Source organism: Amycolatopsis sp. DSM 110486, assembly GCF_019468465.1.
GTDB lineage: Bacteria > Actinomycetota > Actinomycetes > Mycobacteriales > Pseudonocardiaceae > Amycolatopsis.
Window position 1 is genome coordinate 289343 of sequence record NZ_CP080519.1, and the last position, 17954, is coordinate 307296.

Below are 17954 nucleotides of genomic sequence, written 5' to 3' on the forward strand. Positions count from 1 at the left end.
GGTGTTCTGTCCTGGGAGGTCGGGAACGCGGGTGGCGGGTGGTTGGCCGCCGAGTGCGGTGTGGCCGCGGTGGTGATCGTAGGTGTGGAGCCAGGCGGAACCGTTCGCCGTGATGCATCTCGTTTGTCAGTGAGGCGAAGAACAACTCAGATGCGGCGTTGTCCCAACAAATCACGGTCCACTCGACACTGCTGCGGACGCGATTTTCCCTGCAGAACCGGGAAAGCGTCGCGGAGGTGTGTCGCGGCACGTCGCCCCTGCCCGAGGTATCTTCAACCGGCGTTGGCCGCCAGCTCCGCGGTCGCCCGCACCATCGCCGACAGGAGGCGGCCCGGAAAGTCGTCGCCGTAGCGGGAGGTGTCCGCAGTGACGTGCACGCTGAGGCCTTCGCCCGCCGCCTCGTTGAGGGCTTCCACCCGGATCGGCAGGCTGGTGTGGTCGCGCATGTCCTCTTCCGGGGTGATCAGCCCGGCGGTAAGCAGCTCGTCCCGTGGGTGGAAGTGGACGTAGTTGAACATCACCTCGAACGGGTCGGCGCCCAGCAGCTTGCGCAGGGCCGAATGCGGAAACCGCCGGTGAGCCAGCAGCTCGTTCTCCGCGGCGAGGCACCTCCTCGCCGCCGCCCGCCAATCGCCGTCCGGCACGCCTACGCGGACGGGCAACTGGTTGAGGAACAACCCGAGCGTCACGTCCGCGCCCGCCTGTTCGGGGCGGCCGTTGAGCAGCAGGCCGACCACGGGATCATCGGTCTCCCGGACCGCACCGACCGCTGCGCAGTTCGCCGCGAGCAGCAGGCTCTTCAACGGGAGGCCCCAGCGCGCGGACAGCTCGGCGAGCCGGTCGCTGTCGTGTCGCGGGATCGTCGCACTGACCTTGCGGTGCACGAGCGGCTCGCCGCTCGGAGCCGGGCCCGGCGGCAAGGTGTCCCGGAGCCCTTCGGCGAACCGGACGGACTCGGGGTCGGTGGCCGCTTCTCGCTCCAGCCGGACGAACTCCCGGTACGGGACCGGCGCGGGCAGGTCCGGCGGCTCTCCGCCGACCAGGCCGGCGTAAGTCCGCACGAGCTCGTTGAAGAACACCGCTTCACTCCACCCGTCGAGGATCGCGTGGTGGAACGAGTAGGCCAGGACGAAGGACTCGCCGTCCACGGCCGCCGCATGCGCCCGCAGCAGCGGTGCGCGCTCGACGTCGAACGGGGCGGCGAGTTCGTCCATCACGGCCTCGTGGGCGGCGGCCCGCTCGCTGCTGCCGAGCCCGGTCCAGTCGGCGAAGGCGACCGGGATCGGCGCCGCGGCCTCGACCACCTGCATGGGCTCGCTGAACGTCGCCAGGTCGAACCGCGTGCGCAGCACCGGATGCCGGGCGGACAGCCGGGCCAGCGCGGCGGCGAGCGCCCCGTGGTCCAGTGGCCGGGTCACGGTCCGGGCCACCACGTCCAGGTAGGCCGTGCCCTGGCTGACGAGCCCCTCGAAAATGAGGCCGAGCTGCAGCCGGGCCGCCGGATAGACATCTTCGACGCCGTCGGGGACCCGGGCCTGGTCGAGCGCCGAAAGGAGGTCGGGGCCGGAAGCGACGCCGGGGCCGCGGGTCCCCAGCACCGAGCACGCGCCCCGCGGCGTCGGATTCCGGAACATATCGATCAGGGACAGGCTCAGCCCGGCCCGCTCGGCCTCGCCGATGACCTTGAGCGCGAGGAGGGAATCGCCGCCGAGGGAAAAGAAGTCGTCGTCCGGCCCCACCTTCTCGACCCGCAGGATCTGCTCCCAGATCCCGGCGAGCACCGCCTCCGCTTCGATCCTGTCCACCGTCACCATGCCCCCAGTTCTGCCGCGGCCACGGTGTGCTGTTCCCCCGCGGGGAACTCGAACCGGTACCGCAGCGTGGATTCCACCTTCGCCACAATCGGAGCGAGATCGGCGACGTCCGCCGTCTCCCCCATCACGATGTCCAATTCCACGGTCTGCACCCCGCCCGGGAACTGCGTGCCGGGCCGGGCATACGGCCGGTACAGCGTCACTCCGGCCAGGTCCCGCACGTATTCGGCGCCCTCGATCCCGACCAGCGTGCCCGCCCGGCGGGGAGCGGGGTGGAACACCTGGAAGTACGCCCGGCCGGTGTAGAGATCAGGTACCACGACCCGCTCTCCCAGGGCGATCCGGCCGCCGGCTTCGACGAGGTTGATGCCCCGCGCCCGAACGGCCAGCTCGTTGATCCCGCCGCCGAGGCGGCCGTTCACCTCGATCAGCCGAGGCCCGGCCGGCGTCAGCTTGACCTCGGTGTGGGAGAGGCCGGTGCGCAGACCGACCGCCGAGACCGCCGCCGCAGCCAGCTCACGGACCTCGGCTGTCTCGACGGGGCCGAGCGGCGACGGCCAGAACCGGCCGGTTTCGCGGAACGGCGGCACCATCGGGAACTTGCCGGTCACCGCCAGGTCCGCGATCACGCCGTCCTGGACGACGCTTTCGATCGACACGTAGTCGCCGAACGCCCCGCAGTCACGCCCGGGCAGATATTCCTCGAGGACGAGCGTGCCGCCGTCGACGAGTCCGGGCGCAGGTTCGGCGAGCAGCCGCCGGACCAGCTCCAAACCGGTCTCCGCGTCCTCGACGTAGTACGTGTTCCGGCTGCCCCCGCCGTGCGCGGGTTTGAGGACGGCGGGCAGCCCGGTCTCGGCAACGGCGTCCGGCCAGTCGGCCGCCGTCTCGATCCGGCGGCAGCGCACCACGTCGACCCCGGCCGCCCGCAGCGCCGCCCGCTGGTGCCACTTGTCGGTGAGGCACCGCAGGGTTCGTTCGTCGTGGAAAGGCAGCCCCAGGAGCCCGGCCAGCTCGCCGGCCAGACCGAGCCCTCGCTCGGCGTAGGTCACCAGCCCGTCGGGGCGGTGCCGGCCTACCTCGGCGGCCGCGTCCGACACCGACTCCGCCACGACGACCGGGCCGAACCGCGCGAGCAGCGGCGCCATCGCCAGGGTGTGCCGGTTCGGCGGCACGACGAAGACACAGCCGGCCCAGCCGGCCAGTCCCACGGCGATGTCGCCGGGATGGGCCGCGCCGTCGTCGTACACCACCACCAGCGTCTTGGTCACGGGAGCACCTCCGTGCCGGCAGGAGCGACGGCCGGGGCCAGCCGCTCACGGATCGCCCCGCCGAACGTCTCGAGCCGGCCGCGGTAGTAGAAGTGCCCGCCCGCAACGACGCGGAAAGCGAACGACCCGGTGGTCCAGCCGCCCCAGGCGTCGAGGTGGGCCTGCCGGACCCAGGGGTCGTCGGCGCCGCCCAGCGCCAGGAGGCCGCTGCGGACTGGCCGCCTGCCCGCCGGCACGTAGCGGGCGAGCAGCAGGTAGTCCGCCCGCAGCACCGGGATCATCAGATCGGCGACGTCGGCCAGGCCCGGCCCGGACACGTCGACGTGCCCGCCCGAGGCCACCTCGGTGAGCCAGTCGTCCCGGCTCATCGCGAGCACGGCGTCGGTGTCCAGCCGCTGATCGTCCGGGGGCCGGGCCGCGGACGCGACCAGCAGCTCGACGTCCGCGCCCAGGTCTTCGAGGGCGATCGCGAGCTCGTAGCCGAGCACCCCGCCCAGGCTGTGGCCGACCAGTACCAGGGGACTCGGGCAGTGGGCGCGGACGGCGGCGGCGCAGTCGGCCGCGAGCGTCCGCAGTTCGGTCGCGTTCGGTTCGAGCTGACGCGGCCCGCGGCCGGGGTACTGGATCGCGACCGCGGCTTCTCCCGGGTGCACCAGCTGCCCGGCCCATTCGGCGACCGCGTAGGCGCTGCCGCCCCCGAAGGGAGCCAGCACGAAGGTACGCCGGGCGGTCGCCGGCGCCGTCTCGCCGAGTTGCCAGAGCTGCGGGCACAACCGGTGCCGGTTCATCGCCGGTCCGGCCGGGACTCGGGGCGGATGCCGGCGGGCCGGATGTCGGTCCACTCCCGGTCGATCAGGTCGAGGCAGTCCTGCCTGGTGCCCGTGAAGCCGGCCGGCCGCCATCCCGGTGGCACCGGCACCTGCTCGGGCAACAAGGAATACCGGTCTTCGGGATCGACCACGACGACGTAGTCCATCGGTCCTCCGTTCAGAGTTCGACGACGGTGACGGCGGCCTCGGCCGCGGGCACCGTCGTGCCGTCGAGCGCGGACGCCAGCTCGGCGGCCGTGGCGTGCTGATAGAGCTGGGTGATGACGAGCTCCGGGTAGGTCCGGCGCAGCCGCGCGAAGACAGTCAGCGCCTTGAAGGAGTCACCGCCGATCTCCAGGAACCGGTCGGCTCGGCCGATCCCCGCCCGGCCGAGCACGTCGGACCACACGTCCAGCACGAAGCGTTCGGTCTCGGTCCGCGGCGGCTCGCCGGTCTCCGGCGGCACGGCGGCACGTCCCACCGCGGCCCGCAGCGCGGCGAAATCGGTCTTGCCGTTGAGGTTCACCGGGATGGTGGGGACGAAGTGGAGGCGGCTGGGCACCAGCGCGGACGGCAGGATCTCGCGCAGCGCGCGGACGAGCCCCGCGGGTTCGCCGGTCCCGGTGACGTAGGCGACCAGTTCCTTCGGCCCGCCGGCCTCCGGGCTCTCCCCCGTCACCACGGCCTGACGGATGCCGGGCCGGTCCAGCAGCACGGCCTCAACCTCACCCGGCTCGACGCGGTTGCCGCGCACCTTGAGCTGCCGGTCCGCGCGGCCGAGGTAGTCGAGCGTTCCGCCGGGCGTTTCGACGACGACGTCGTCGGTGCGGTAGAACGTCCCGTCCTCGCCGAACCCGGCGAACTTCGCCGCGGTCAGCTCCGGTTCGCCGAGGTAGCCGTCGGCGAGGCACACGCCGCCGAGGTGGAGCACGCCGGTGCCCCCCGAGGCGACCGGGCGGCCGTCCGGCCCGAGGACCCGCGCCCGCACGCCCGCCAGCGGCGTGCCGATCGGGACCCGGGGCCGGTCGGCGTCCTCCGGTACGACGCGGTGCATGGTGGCCAGGATCGTCGCCTCCGACGGGCCGTACCCGTTGTGCACCTCCAGCTCCGGGCGGGCGGCGAAGATCGCGCGGGCCAGGCGGGGCGGGAACGCCTCCCCCGCGACTACGAGTAGCTTCCGCGGCAGGAGCGCGGCGAGCTTTCCTTCCGCCGCCAGGGCTTCCAGCTGGGATGGCGTGTACGTGAGGCAGGCGGCGGGGTGCGCCCGCAGGTCGGCGGCGAGCGCGACCGGATCGAGCGTCATTTCGCGGCGGTAGACGTCCAGGCGCGCCCCCGAAAGGAGAGCGCCGTAGACCGAGACCTTGCCCAGGTCGGCCGCGAACGTCGTGGCGAGCCCGAAGCTGTCCAGACCCGTGGCCGCGATCCGCTCGAAGAAGGCCGCGGTGTAGTTCAGGAGCGCGCGGTGCGCGACGACGACGGCCTTCGGTGTTCCGGTGGAGCCGGAGGTGCAGACCAGGTAGGCGACATCGCCGGAGGAGAGCCCCGGCTCGATGCGGTACGGGGCGGTCGCGGTCTCGTCGAAGACGGCGACGGGCGGCGCGCCGACGGCAAGCCGCCCGGCGTTGCGCTCGTCGGTGAAGACCGCGCGCGCCTTCGTCGTGGCCAGCAGCGCCGCGACGCGGGCGTCCGGGTCGGTCGCCTCGATGTGCACATAGGCGGCGCCGACGGCCCACGCCGCCAGGACGGCGATCATCGCCCGCGGGGACCGGTCGTGCAGGGTGGCGACGACGTCACCGCGGCCGATGCCCCGGGCCTGCAGCCAGCCGGCGGCGGCCCCGGCTGCACCAGCCAGGTCCGCGTAGCCTAAGACCGCGCCGGCCTGCCGCAGCGCCGGGCGGTTCCCGGCCGCTGCGGCGGCCGTGGCGAACGCGTGGGCCGCGGTCGGGGCTCGGCGTACTGAGTCCGGCAAGCCGGCCATCCTCACTCCTCCGTTCGGGACGCCCGCGCTCATCGGCGGGACTCAGGACGGCGGGCGGCGGCGGTCAGTTCCGCCAGCGCGCCCACGGTTTCGGTGGTCAGGTAGGTCTTGAGGTCGAGCCGGACGCCGAAGGTGTCCTCGACCGCGGTGAACAGGCGCAGCGCGGTGTGGCTGCTCCAACCCGCCAAGTCGGTGAAGGGACGTTCCGGCGTCACGTCGGCGACCGGCGCGTCGGTGACGGCGGCGATCAGCCGGGCCAGCTCGGGTCCGATGTCGACGGAGGTCTCAGGCATGAGCGGTCGTCCGTTCTTCGTGCCGAAGGGTGATCCACGAGGGAACGAGGTCGCGTTCCGGGTTCAGCGGCAGGATCTGCCGGGCCACGCCGGGAGCCCACGCGAAACCGGCGTCGCTGAGGAACTTCTTGGCCGGGCCGTTGCGCCCGCTGGACCGGAATTCGGCTTCGAGCCGGACGGCGCCGGCGTCCGCGGCGAGGCCGGCCACGGTCTGCAGGACCGCGAACTCGATCCCGCGCGCGAAGACCCGGCAGCTCATCACCATGTTCTCGATCAGCCAGCTCTCCTGCTGCCGCGCGATCCACACGGCGCCGACAACCCCTTCGTCGCCGAACCGGTCCTCGACCTCGAAGGCGAGCACGAGGCAGTCCGGCGCCGCGGCCATTTCCCGGGTCCGCTGCTCGGAATGCGGCTCGCCGGTCAGCGTGAACTGGTTGGTCCGGGCGCCGAGCTGGACGACGCGCGGGAGCTGGTACTCGTCGGCCGCGCGCACCCGCACCGTCATCGCCAGCCCGGCCAGGTAGTCCTCTGTGGACGGACGGCTCTCTTGCCATTGCTGCCGTTGTTCCCGTGCCTGGTAGAGCTCGGTCCGCCGTCGGTCGGTGTCTGTGGTCGCCGACAGGTCGAAGTGCCCGCCCGACACCAGGGCCCCGACGTGGTCGGCGGGGTCGCCGTCCACCCGGACGACGGTCACCTGCGGGAGCGCCTCGCGGATCAGCTCGCATTCGAACGGCGAGTCGTCCACGAAGACGAAGCTGTCGAGGCCCAGGTTCAGCTCGGCCGCGATTTCGGCGAGGCTGCCGTCCTTGGCGTCCCAGTTCGCCTTGACGGCCACGAAGTCGCCGCGGCGCAGGAGCAGCCCCGGGTGTTCGGCGAACACTCGCTCCACCAGGTCCGGGTCGTTCTTGGTGGCCACGGCGACCAGGACGCCCTGCCGCCGCAACGACCGCACTGCCCGCTGCATCGCGACGAACGCGTTGCCCGGGTACAGCGAGCCGACCTCGATGTTCTCCGGGCCGTCGTCGCCGAGCACCCCGCCCCACAGGGTGTTGTCGAGGTCCACCACCAGGCATTTGCGAGACGTCCCGGCGACCACGCGGGCGTATCCCGCGGCTTCGCGGGCGTAACGCCACTCGAGCGCCGCGGACCAGGCCATCCCGGCGAACCGGTGCAGGCGTTCGTCCCGTAGCGGGATCGGCGTGCTCGCGAGCAGCGTCTCCAAGTCGAGCACGCCGACGCGGCCGCCCGGCTCGGCGAGGTCCAGCAGGCCGAGGTTCAGTTCCCGCCAGATCCGGCCTAGCCGCGCGCGGTCCTCGTGCGCGATCAGCGTCTTCGGCCGCTCTGCGGACAGCGGAACGGTATGGAGCACGATCCGGCCCTTGCCGTGCCGGGCGAACGCCGCGACGGCGTCGCCGAACGCGGCCAGCCGGTCCCCGCTTTCCGCCCGAGTGCCGTCGAGGTCTTCCGGGCTCACCCGGTCCGGGAGGAAGAACCGGTCGTCGGTCAGGCACAGGGTCAGATCGGGAGCGAACCGCGCCAACTCCGAATCGCCGGTCTGCAGTTGCGAGAGCAGCTGCCCGGGCGGAGTCAGCCGGATCCGGGCGTCGATCCCGGCGGCGAGCAAGGCGACGCGCAGCAGCGAGACGACGTTGTCCGCCGTGAAAGACGCGACGATCGCGACGCGGAGCTCGCGGGCCGCACGTCCGGGCGGCAGCACCAGTGCCGGGTCCACGCCGGCCAGCACCCGCCCCGCCTCGCGGACCGGGGTGACGTCGTCGGTCCGGACCAGCAGGTCCAGCAGCGACGGATCGGGGGCGGCGCCCGGCTCGGCCAGGCGGCGCACTCGGGCGAACAGGTCGTCCACAGCCATCCTTTCGCAGTCAGATCCGCAGCAGCGTGCACGCCCAGTGCATGCCGCTGCTCATGCTCACCAGGGCGACCACGTCACCAGGCACGAGTTCCCCGCCGGAGAGCAGCCGCTCCAGGCTGATCAGCTGGTCCGCGGGGCCGCAGTGGCCGTGCGCCATGGCCTGCTCGACGTTGGTCCGGTCGAGCGGGATACCCAGTTCCTTGGCCAGCGCTTCGAACGCGCCGAGGTTGTCGTGCAGGTAGAGCGTGCGTTCGAGGGCACCGACCGGGACCCCGGCGCGTTCGCAGGCCCGGCCGACCACCTCGCGGGTCCGCGCGGTGAGCTGGTCGGCGAAGGCCAGCGCGGCTCGGCCGTCGCCGTCGAAGAACGTGTCCATGCGGTCGACCAGCGGGGCGATCCGCGGCGGCGCGCCGGAGAACGGCCGGGCCCCGCCGCCGGTCTCCATCCGCATGAACCCGGCGTTGCGACCGTCGCTGATCGTCTCGGTCACCAGCCACCGGCAGTCCGGGTGGTCCCGGCGCAGCACTGCCGCGGCGGCGCCGTCGGAGCCGAGCGAGGTGCCGGTCTCGACGCGGTCCCAGTAAGCCTCGACGATCCGGTTCGCGGCGACGACCAGCGCCGTGCGGTGGCCGGGGTGCGTGGCGAACCGGCCGGCCACGGTGTCGAAGGCGGTGACCCCGCCGCCGCACGCCTGCGCGAGCAGCAGGGCCTCCGCCCGGTCCGCGCCCAGCCGGTGCTGCAGCGCCGCCGCGGGGTCCCAGTACAGGTATTCGGCGATGTCGGTCATCGCCAGCACGACGAGGTCGAGCTCCGCCGCCGTCACCCCGGCCCGCCGGAGCGCGGCTTCGCCCGCCCGCACGGCCAGGTCGGTGAGACCCACGCCGTCGTCGGCACGGTGGAAACGCCGGTAGCCCCACGTCCGCAGTTTCGCCGGGTCGGCGCCGGCGAGCGTGCCGGGTTCGCACGGGGCGCCCAGCGCCTGGCCGAGCGCGACGATCCCCAGTTCCATGTGCGGTCCCTATCCGGTCGGAGGTCCCGGGCCCCGGCAGCGCGCCGGAGCCCGGTGTCCTGACGAGGTTCAGCTCATCGGCCGTTGACGTCGGCCGTGCTCACCGCGAACCGGCCGATCGCCCAGGCCATCGCGCGGCCGTTCTGGTCGAAGATGGTCTTGTTGACGTTGGCCAGGGTGTCGCACTCCTGGTGATAGCAGGGGTCGAGCATCTGACCCTCGGTGCCGCCGAACAGCTTCACCTGCTCCGCGGTCTTGATCGCGTCGGATCCGGCGTTCACGCCGCCGGCTGCGATACCCGCGTTGACGAACGCGCTGTGGTCGGAGCGGCCGTCGAGCACCAGGTCGGTCGTGGGCAGCTTTCGGTCCGCGAAGAACCCGTTGACCAGCTGCGAAATCTGCGCGGAACCGGCGGGCGCGGGCCCCGTCTCGGTCTGTCCGTTGTAGACCTGCCTGAGGTAGTTCGGTGACCCGATCATCTCGAGGTTCAGGTACAGCGCGGTCTGCTCGCGCTGCTCGGCGGTCAGCTGGTCGACGTAGAACTGGGAACCGGCGAGCCCCTTCTCTTCGGCCGCCCACCAGGCGAACCTGACCCGGTTGCGCACCTCACCCGCGTGCGGGGCCAGCCGCAGGGCGGTCTCGAGGAGCATCGCCGCCGCGGCACCGTTGTCGTTGATCCCCGGGGCGGTGTCGACGCTGTCGAGGTGGGCGCCCATCACGATCGTGTTGTCCGCGCGGCCGGTAGGCGTGTCCGCGATGAGGTTGTACGTGGTCGTGGTGATCGCGCCGCCCCGCAGGTCCAGATTCAGTGTCACCGCGCCGGTGGCGAGGTCGGCCTGGAGCTGCTCGGCTTCACCACGGGGCAGCGTCGCGGTCGGGATCCGGGCGTCCTCGGGCGGCACCATGCGATAGCGCAGGTTGAGGTCCGGGTTGGGCGACCCGGCGTTCATCAGCATCGCCGAGGCCCCCACCTCCGCGAGCACGAGCTGCTTCTGCGTGATGAAGCAGTCGCCGACGTTCACCAGGACGACCTTGCCCTTGACCTCGGTGCCGGCGTAGTCGTCGGCTGTGCAGCCGGTGTCCTTCCCGGACGGCACGGCGAGTGGCGCGGTCAGCCCGGTGTCCGGTGTGGACACCGAGAACCTGGCGATCTGCGGGTGCAGGGTCAGGGCCTGCGGCGCGGTTTCCGCCACCGTCTCGGCGTCGATCCGGTAGTCGGGGAAGGTGAACGGCTGGCGCTTCACGACGTAGCCGGCCTGCTGCAGCTTCTTGGTCAGGTAGTTCGCCGCGGCCTCATACCCCGGCGACCCTGAGACCCGGTGCCCGCCGTTGGCCGCGGTGAGGTCGGCCAGCGCGGCCAGGTGCGTCCACGCCTTCGCGCCGGTCACCTCGGCGGCCATGCGGTCGGCGAGTGAACGTCCACCGGCGCCCGCGGAGCCCGCGGCGGCCAGGGATGCCAGCACGGTCGCGGCCGCCAGCACGGCCAGGGTTTTGCGCCGCGCCGTGCTGCGGCTCCTTGTCTTCTTCACGCGTTCTCGACTCCTTCGTCGTTTTCTCCGGCTGTCGGAATGCGGCCGAGGGCCGCACGGAAGGCGTCGGCGAGCCGGCGGACCGAGTCCTCGGCCAGCAGGTCGCCGCTGTGGCGCCAGGTCACGCGGAGCCGGTCACCGGCCACGCTCGCGTAGATCTCCAGCCCGCACGCCCGGGGCATGTCGTATGGGCGGTCGCGGCCGACGAGATCGGTCCGCACATCACCGAGCGGTCCCGCCGGGTCGTCGCGGCCGGTGGTGAGGAACGCCGGCGCGCCCCAGAACGAGAAGAGCACGGCGGGCGCCGGGATCGCGCCCAGCCGGTCGCGGACCGCGGCGTCGGGGTGCAGGCGCCGGGCGGCTTCGAAGTCGAACCCGCCCCGGGGCACCGAACGCAGCTCCGCGGCGACCGCCTTCGTGTGGGCCTCCGCCGTGCGCCGTCCGGGAAGGCTCAGCGCGAAGGGGTGACTCGAGGTGAAGCACCCGACGGTCCGGCCGAGGTCGAGCTCGCCCGAGAGGTCCTCCCGGCCGTGCCCGACCAGCTGGATCGCGACCTCGCCCCCGCGGACGCCCAGCCACTGCTGCAGCGCCGCGCCGAGCACCGCCAGCAGCTGCTCGTACCTCGTGCACCCCGGCGCGGCGCCCGGCAACGGGTACTCGGCCGTCAGCTCGCGGGTGGTGGCTTCGCCGCCGAAATCCCCGGCGGGCAGCAGCCGGTGCTGCGTGCTCCACGACCGGTCCAGCCAGTAACCGGCGTCCAGCCGGTTCGGCTCGGCGCGGACCGCGGCCGCCAGCCGCCGGGTCCAGGTCGCGAAGTCCGGGCCGGGCGGCGGCAGCGCGGTGCCGTCGAGCAGCGCGGCCAGTTCCTCGGTGACGATGTTCCAGGAGTACAGGTCCACGACGGCGTGGTGGACGACCAGCACCAGGTCGTCCGGACCGCCGCCGCGCCGGAACACGCCGGCCCGGCAGACCGGCCCTTCGGCCAGGTTCAGGGTTTCGTGCAGGCCGGTCGCCGCGTCGTGCACCGCCGCCGCCCACCCGGCTTCCGGGACGTCGCGCAGGTCGAACTCCGTCACCGGCGGGGGTTCCTGGGCCACGACCTGCATCCAGGAGCCGCCCGCGGGACGCAACCGCGTGCGTAGCGCGGAATGGCGGCGGGCGAGTTCGTGAAAGGCGCCGTTCAGTGCGGCCGTTGCAACGGGCCGCCGGAGGGTGTAGCGGACGCCGTGATTCCAGTGGTCCGGGCGCGGGACGCCGCGGGTGAGGAACTCGAGCTGGGCAGGCGCGGCGTGGGTATCGGTGTCGGTGTCGGTGTCGTCCACAACGGCCGGATGTCCGGGTGCGCGCGTGGCGGCGGCTTCCTCGATGGCCCGTGCGATGGCTTCGATGGTCCTCAGCTTGAGGATGTGCTTGGGCCGCAGGGCAAGCCCCACCGCCGAGGCGGCGGACGCCAATGTGATCGCGACCATCGAGTCCCCGCCTGCTTCGAGGAAGTCGTCAAGGACGCCGATCCGTCCCGCGCCGAACCGCTGCTCCCACAGCGTGGCTAGCTGTTGTTCGGCAGGGGTGCGGGGCGCGACGTACCGCGGGCGTCCCGCATCCGGCCGGCCAGACCGCTCGGCCGCCCCGGCCGGTGACCGGCCGATGGCCCCGACCGGGAAGCCTGCCTCCTCGGTCACCACCCGCCCGAGCAGCCCGAGGTAGGCGTCGAGCCATTCCCGTGCGGTTCGGGGCAGGAAACAGCCGGTGTCGTACTGCAAACGGCCGCGCAGTTCGGTGCCGTATTCGAGCAGGGCAAGCCCCATGGGGAACGCCTGGCCGCCCTGGCCGAGGTCGAGCAGCTCGACCGCCGGGCCGTCGATGCCCAGCCGCGTCAGCGGTTCCACGCCGGCCGAGAACCCGAAGATCGTGGCGGCCAGGGGGTCGGCCGAGCCGGGGCGGGCGATCCGCCGCAGCCGGTCGGTGGGCAGGCCCTGGTGCTCGACGGCCTTCAGCGACGCCGTCCGGACCGCGTCGACCAAGGCCGCGAACGGCTCGCCGGGCTGCACCCGCACCCGCACGACCAGCGTGGTCGCGTAGTTGCCGACCACCGGTTCGTCCACGGGACGACGGCCGGCAGACGGCACCGCGACGCAGACGTCCTCTTCGCCGGTGAGCCGCCACAGCAGGGCCGCCCAGGCGGCGAGCAGCACCATGTTCGGCGTCCACCGAAGCCTGCCGGACAGCTCGCGCAGTCCGGCGGCCAAGTCCCGGTCGATGGGAAAGGTGAGCTCGTCGTGCCCGTCGCCGGAGGCGGATTCGTCGGCGGGCAGCGGAACGTAGCGGCTGCCGTCGAGGTACTCCGTCCAGAACCGGATGAGCCCCGCCCCGGCCGGTCCATCCACAGTGGACTTCTGATCGGCCACGTGGTCGAAGTAGTGCCGGGCCGGGCCGTCCGCGAGCGGGATCCCGGCGCCGAGGTCGGCGAACAGCAGCCGCCATGACCAGCCGTCGACGAAGAGGTGGTGGAACGTGAGCAGCAGCACGGTCCTGGTCCGGTCCGCGAGCCGGGCCCGCACCAGCTGGTACCGGCCCGCCGCGGCGTAGGGCGACAACGGCGCGGCGACGAGGGCCCGCAGCTCACCCAGCAAGGCTTGTCGGGCTGAGGGCTCGGGCTCGGCGAACGCGGTCAGGTCGAGGTCGACGACCTCCGGGCGGATCGTCTCGGGCGCCGCGACAACCTGCCGGGGAGTGCCGTCCGGGTCGTCCTCGAGGTGGGTCCGCAGCATCGGGTGGCGGGCCGCGAGCGCGGTGAGCAGGAAGCTGAGGACGGGCAGACCGGGATCGCCGTCCAGCAGGAGCGCCGCCGGCAGGTGGTAGGTGGGCGCCTCGGGCTCCAGCCGGCAGCCGGCCCAGATCGCGAGCTGCTCGCCCGACAACGGGCTTCGCTCGGGGGTGGAGGGCCGCGCCGGGGCGGGTGCGACATCCCCCGCCTCTTCGGCGACCGCCTCGGCGACCGAGGCGAGATCACTGTGGTCGAACAGGTCCAGGACCTCGACGTCGGTGCCGAACCGCTCGTTGATCCGGGCGACCAGCTGCGTGCCGTTGAGGGAATTCCCGCCGACGGCGAAGAAGTCGTCGTCGAGGGCCAGACCGGGTTCCTTCAGCACTTCCCGGGCGAACGCGAGCACGACCTCGGCCACAGAACCCGCGGCCTCCGGCCCGGGCCGCTCTTCTGCGGGCAGGGGCGTCACGGACGGCGCGAGCACAGGCCAGCAGTGCTCTTCCGCGAGCGGAGCCATCGGCAGCCGGAACCGCCGGCGCGGACGGCGCCCGCGCAGCGCGCGCCAGTCGAGGTCGTGACCGGCCAGGTACAGCGCGCGCAGCGCCTCGAGAAGCCCGGCGGCCACCGGCGGGACGGGCAGCACCCCGGTCAGCGCACTTCCGGGCGACAGGTCGATCACGCACGGCTCCCCGGGCCCGGCGAGCGCCCGTTCGAGCGCCGCCCGGTCCGGGGGCGCCGGCACGGCCACGTCCGCCGTCAGCGCGTCGGCGAGGTCTAGCTCGCCCCGGCGCACCCGGGCGGCGACCGCGCCGAGCCCGTGCGCCAGCACCACGGCGGGTCGCACGCCCGCGTCGGCCAGCACGCGGTGCGCGCCGAGCAACCAGACCAGCCCGCGCTGGGCCGCGCTCCACTCGGACTGCGGGACGTCGGCCGCGGCTTGGGCGACGACCTCGGCGAACCCGGCGAACGCCGCCGCCGCGTCCCGTACGAGGCCGGGCGGGACGTCCACGGGGCTGCCCGTGGCCAGCACGACCGGCCGCGGTGACTCGGTGTGGTGCACCGGCCAAGGCGCCGCGAGCTGGTCCACGAGGTCCTTGGCGTCCGACGTCACCCAGGCCTGGCGGTACGCGAAGTGTTCCCGCCCGGCGCCGAGGACCTCGGCGGCCGCGGCGGGGTCGAAGCCTGCCACGTCCTGTGCGATCAAGGCCCGGAGGGCGCCCGCCACCTGCCGCAGCCCGTCCGAGGTGCGGGCGGAGAGCACGATCAAGTGCCCGGCGGCGCCCTCGGCCTGCCGGGTCTCCGGCGCGGGCCCCTCCTCGACGATCATGTGCGCGTTCGTGCCGCTGAGACCGAAGCTGCTGATTCCCGCACACCGGGGCGCATCGCCCGCCGGCCACGGTTCGCGCCGCGCGGCGATCCGGATCGGCGGATCGGGCACCGGCAGGAGCGGGTTCGGCGCCTCGAAGTGCGCGGTCGGGAAGATCTCGCCCGCGCGGAACTGGGCGAGGACCCGGACCAGGCCCGCGAAGCCCGCCATGCAGCCGAGGTGCCCGAACGTGCCCTTCACCGAGGACACGACCGGGGAGGTCCCGGCGAACGCGGCAGCGAGGCCCTCGATCTCGATCGGGTCGCCGATTTTGGTCCCGGTCCCGTGCGCCTCGACGTAGCCGATCTCCGACGGCGTCCGTGCCGCGTCGCGCAGCGCGGCGGTGATGACCGCGGCCTGCGCCGCGGGGCTCGGCACCGTCAGCCCGGTGCTGCGGCGCGCGTCCTGGTTCACCGCGCTCCCCCGGAGCACGGCGTGCACCGTGTCGCCGTCGGCGCGGGCCGCGGCGAGCGGTTTCAGGACCACGAACCCGCCGCCCTCGCCGTAGGTCGTCCCGTCGGCTGCGCGGTCGAACGGACGGCAGTGGTCCGTCGCGGACAGGACGCCCAGCCCGTCGGCACCGCCACTGCGGCGCGGCGGGTCACCCAGGACCAGTTCGTAGCCGCCGACGAGCGCGACGTCGCTTTCCCGCCGGGCGAGCTTGCAGCGGGCCTCGTGCAGCGCGACGAGGAACGACGAACACGACGTGTCGACCACCAGCGCCGGACCGCGCAGGTCGAGGTGGTAGGCGATGCGGCCCGCCGCGTAGGCGTGCAGGCTGCCGGTGGCGGCCGCCCCGGCGGCCCCCACCTCTGGCGGAAGCAGGTCCGCGAGGCTGGCATGCGGCCCGCCGTAGCCGCCGACGAGCACGGCGGTGTTCGTGCCGGCGAGCTCGCCCGGCGCGTAGCCGGCATCGCCGAGCGCGGCCACGGCCAGCTGGAGCATCCGCCGCTGACGTGGGTCGATGAGCTCCGCCTCGGCCCGCGAGACGCCGAAGTAGCGATGGTCGAACCCTGTGACGCCGTCGATCCAGCCGCCTTCCCGGTCGGCCTCCGACGTGGTGATGCCGGTGCGCTCGACGCGCTCCGCCGGCATCGGCCCCATCGTGTCGCGGCCTTCGGCGAGCACCGCGGTCAAGGAGTCCCAGCCGGCGCACCGCGGGAACTCGAAGGCGACGCCGATCACCGCCACCGCTGCACTGTCTGTCATTCCGTCCCCCCATCGTTGATCGCTCGGCGATTTCGGCGCGGGCCCGACGCGCTGATGGACCGCACGTCCGGCAGCGCGAGGATCACCAGGTGCACCGCCACGACCAGTACCGCCAGCGTGACGAGCGGCGCGGCGATGCCAGTCAGCTCGGCGACCGGGGCCGCGACGGCGAGCCCGAGCGGCCTCGCCGAGAACGAGAGCAGCGCGTCGTATGAGTCCGCCCTGGCCAGTGCCGTGGGCGGAAAATGCCGTTGCATGGTGGTCTGCCAGACCGTGTTCAACGTGCCGATGCCGAGCATCCCGACGCCGTACGCGACGGCCAGGCCCCACGGCGCGACCGGCACCGCGAACGCGACCAGCGGCAGCGCGAACAGAGCCCCGCACACCGACGTCGCGACCAGGGGCCTGCCGAACCGGAGCCGGGGCGCGGCCAGCGCTCCGGCCACCAGCCCTGCCATCCCCGCCTGGTAGACGACCACCCAAGTGACCTCACCGCCCAGGGAACGCACGGCGATCAGCGGGCCGAGCGTCATCAGCGCACCCGCCGCCAGGTTCGCGACCGCGTGGCCCAGCAGGTTGGTCCAGAACCACGGGCGGGTCCGGACCTCGTACCAACCGTCGGCCAGTTCCCGGAAGAACGACGTCGATGGCGCGGCGGGGTTTCGCGGCGGCGTCCGGACACCGCGGAGCGTGGCCGCGGCCGCCCCGAACAGCATCCCGGTCACCACGAACGACCAGCCCGCGCCGACCGTGACCACCAGGACGCCGGCGATCCCGGGCCCGGCCACCAGCGCGATCCCGCGGGCGACACCGAGGTGGCCGTTCGCGGCCAGCCGAGCGTCACCGGGCACGACCGCGGACACCAGTGGCGACATCGTCGGCGTGCCGAAGGCGATCCCGACACCGGTGATCGCCGAAAGCACGATGAGGTCGGTGATCCGGACGAACCCCAGCAGCAGCTCGGCCCCGATGCCCAGTTGCGCGAGGCCGCGCAGCAGGTCGGCCGCGAAGGCCACACGCTGAGCCGGGAGTCGGTCGGCCAGTACGCCGCCGACAGGCAGCAGAGCCAGCTGCGGCACCAGTTCCGCGGCCAGCACCAGCCCCAGGTCGCCGGCGCTCCCGGTGGCGTTGATGACCGCCAGGGTCAACGCCGTCGGGACGAGCGCGGTCGCCAGGAACGACACACTCCGGCCGGCGAGCAGCCGGCGGAACCCGGGCAGCCGGAAAACCGGCACAGCGAGCTCGGTCATTTCGTCACCGGAGCCGCGAACGGTGCGGCGAGCCGGTCGAGCAGTTGCGGCGGCGCCGAGAGGAAGTCGTAGTGACCGCCCTCGACGACGGTGATGTCGACGTGCCCGGAGTAGTCGTTCCAGCCGCGCAGCTGCTCCTGGGTCACCTCCGGATCCCGCGACCAGTGCAGCACCGTGATCGGGAAGGGCACGGCGACCGGCGCCGGCCGCCGGTAGATCCGGTTCGTCGCGAGGTCTTCGCGCAGGATCGCCAGGCCGAGCTCGACCAGCGGCGGATGCACCTCGCCGCCGCGGCTGAGCGTCAGGAGTTCGATCTCCCGGCGAAGCTCGTCGTCGGTCAGGTCGAGGAAGCGGTCGTGCGGGCAGTGGTGCGGCGCGACCTGCGCCGAGGCGAACAGCGTTGTCGGCACCGGGAGGCCGCGCTCGGCCAGCAGCACCGCCGTCTCGAAGGCGGGCAGGGCACCGGCGCAGTGCCCGAAGAACGCGAACGGCCGGTCGAGGTGCGGCAGCAGAGCCTCCGCGAGTGCCCCGGCCAGGTCCGCGTAGGTGCCGTAATGCCCTTCGCGGATCCGGTTCTCCCGGCCCGGCAGCTGGATGGGGCACACCTCGACGTCGCCGATCGAGCGGGGCCAGCCGTTGAACATCGACGCGCCCACCCCGGAGTAGGGGAAGCAGAACAGGCGCGCGGTGGACGTGGCTGCGGGGACGCGCAGAAGCCAGCGGCCCGGCGATCCGGCCGCGGTGACGGCGTTCGAACTCACGACGGTCGTGTCCTCCGTTGGGGAAAGGGTC

12 protein-coding genes are annotated in these 17954 nt (G+C 73.2%); all 12 read right to left on the reverse strand.

Annotated features, from left to right (window positions below):
- Nucleotides 1-272: 272 nt before the first annotated feature.
- Nucleotides 273-1805, reverse strand: a complete 1533-nt coding sequence (locus K1T34_RS01425; protein WP_220242501.1) for a condensation domain-containing protein — start codon at nucleotides 1803-1805, stop codon at nucleotides 273-275.
- A 2-nt stretch (nucleotides 1806-1807) separates the two neighbouring features.
- Entirely contained in the window at nucleotides 1808-3085 is a 1278-nt protein-coding gene (locus tag K1T34_RS01430) for an acetyl-CoA carboxylase biotin carboxylase subunit family protein (protein ID WP_220242502.1), read from the reverse strand.
- Nucleotides 3082-3873 carry a thioesterase II family protein gene (locus K1T34_RS01435; RefSeq protein WP_220242503.1) on the reverse strand — a complete coding sequence of 264 codons (792 nt, stop codon included), beginning with the start codon at nucleotides 3871-3873 and terminating at the stop codon, nucleotides 3082-3084. Before K1T34_RS01435 ends, K1T34_RS01430 begins: the two co-directional genes overlap by 4 nt.
- Entirely contained in the window at nucleotides 3870-4061 is a 192-nt protein-coding gene (locus K1T34_RS01440; RefSeq protein WP_220242504.1) for an MbtH family NRPS accessory protein, read from the reverse strand. The genes K1T34_RS01435 and K1T34_RS01440 overlap by 4 nt, the downstream gene beginning before the upstream one ends.
- Before the next feature lie 11 nt (nucleotides 4062-4072).
- A complete protein-coding gene (locus K1T34_RS01445; RefSeq protein WP_220242505.1) occupies nucleotides 4073-5872 on the reverse strand; it encodes a non-ribosomal peptide synthetase in 1800 nt (599 codons plus the stop codon).
- A 29-nt stretch (nucleotides 5873-5901) separates the two neighbouring features.
- Nucleotides 5902-6165: an acyl carrier protein gene (locus K1T34_RS01450; protein WP_220242506.1), complete on the reverse strand. Its 264-nt coding sequence runs from the start codon at nucleotides 6163-6165 to the stop codon at nucleotides 5902-5904.
- Nucleotides 6158-8029 carry an HAD family hydrolase gene (locus K1T34_RS01455; RefSeq protein WP_220242507.1) on the reverse strand — a complete coding sequence of 624 codons (1872 nt, stop codon included), beginning with the start codon at nucleotides 8027-8029 and terminating at the stop codon, nucleotides 6158-6160. The genes K1T34_RS01450 and K1T34_RS01455 overlap by 8 nt, the downstream gene beginning before the upstream one ends.
- A gap of 16 nt (nucleotides 8030-8045) precedes the next feature.
- Entirely contained in the window at nucleotides 8046-9044 is a 999-nt protein-coding gene (locus K1T34_RS01460; RefSeq protein ID WP_220242508.1) for a 3-oxoacyl-ACP synthase III family protein, read from the reverse strand.
- Nucleotides 9045-9118: 74 nt separating this feature from the next.
- Nucleotides 9119-10573 carry a M28 family peptidase gene (locus tag K1T34_RS01465; protein WP_220242509.1) on the reverse strand — a complete coding sequence of 485 codons (1455 nt, stop codon included), beginning with the start codon at nucleotides 10571-10573 and terminating at the stop codon, nucleotides 9119-9121.
- Nucleotides 10570-15912: a condensation domain-containing protein gene (locus K1T34_RS01470; RefSeq protein ID WP_220242510.1), complete on the reverse strand. Its 5343-nt coding sequence runs from the start codon at nucleotides 15910-15912 to the stop codon at nucleotides 10570-10572. The genes K1T34_RS01465 and K1T34_RS01470 overlap by 4 nt, the downstream gene beginning before the upstream one ends.
- Complete coding sequence (locus tag K1T34_RS01475; protein WP_220242511.1) at nucleotides 15909-17162, reverse strand: MFS transporter; 1254 nt, start codon at nucleotides 17160-17162, stop codon at nucleotides 15909-15911. The genes K1T34_RS01470 and K1T34_RS01475 overlap by 4 nt, the downstream gene beginning before the upstream one ends.
- Complete coding sequence (locus tag K1T34_RS01480; protein WP_255638231.1) at nucleotides 17159-17923, reverse strand: thioesterase II family protein; 765 nt, start codon at nucleotides 17921-17923, stop codon at nucleotides 17159-17161. Before K1T34_RS01480 ends, K1T34_RS01475 begins: the two co-directional genes overlap by 4 nt.
- Nucleotides 17924-17954: the final 31 nt, after the last annotated feature.

Excerpts from the sequence above, each read along its gene's own strand:
- K1T34_RS01435 (WP_220242503.1), bottom strand. The coding sequence starts at position 3,873 with ATGAACCGGCACCGGTTGTGCCCGCAGCTCTGGCAACTCGGCGAGACG.
- K1T34_RS01440 (WP_220242504.1), bottom strand. The coding sequence starts at position 4,061 with ATGGACTACGTCGTCGTGGTCGATCCCGAAGACCGGTATTCCTTGTTG.
- K1T34_RS01445 (WP_220242505.1), bottom strand. The coding sequence starts at position 5,872 with ATGGCCGGCTTGCCGGACTCAGTACGCCGAGCCCCGACCGCGGCCCAC.
- K1T34_RS01450 (WP_220242506.1), bottom strand. The coding sequence starts at position 6,165 with ATGCCTGAGACCTCCGTCGACATCGGACCCGAGCTGGCCCGGCTGATC.
- K1T34_RS01460 (WP_220242508.1), bottom strand. The coding sequence starts at position 9,044 with ATGGAACTGGGGATCGTCGCGCTCGGCCAGGCGCTGGGCGCCCCGTGC.
- K1T34_RS01470 (WP_220242510.1), bottom strand. The coding sequence starts at position 15,912 with ATGACAGACAGTGCAGCGGTGGCGGTGATCGGCGTCGCCTTCGAGTTC.
- K1T34_RS01475 (WP_220242511.1), bottom strand. The coding sequence starts at position 17,162 with ATGACCGAGCTCGCTGTGCCGGTTTTCCGGCTGCCCGGGTTCCGCCGG.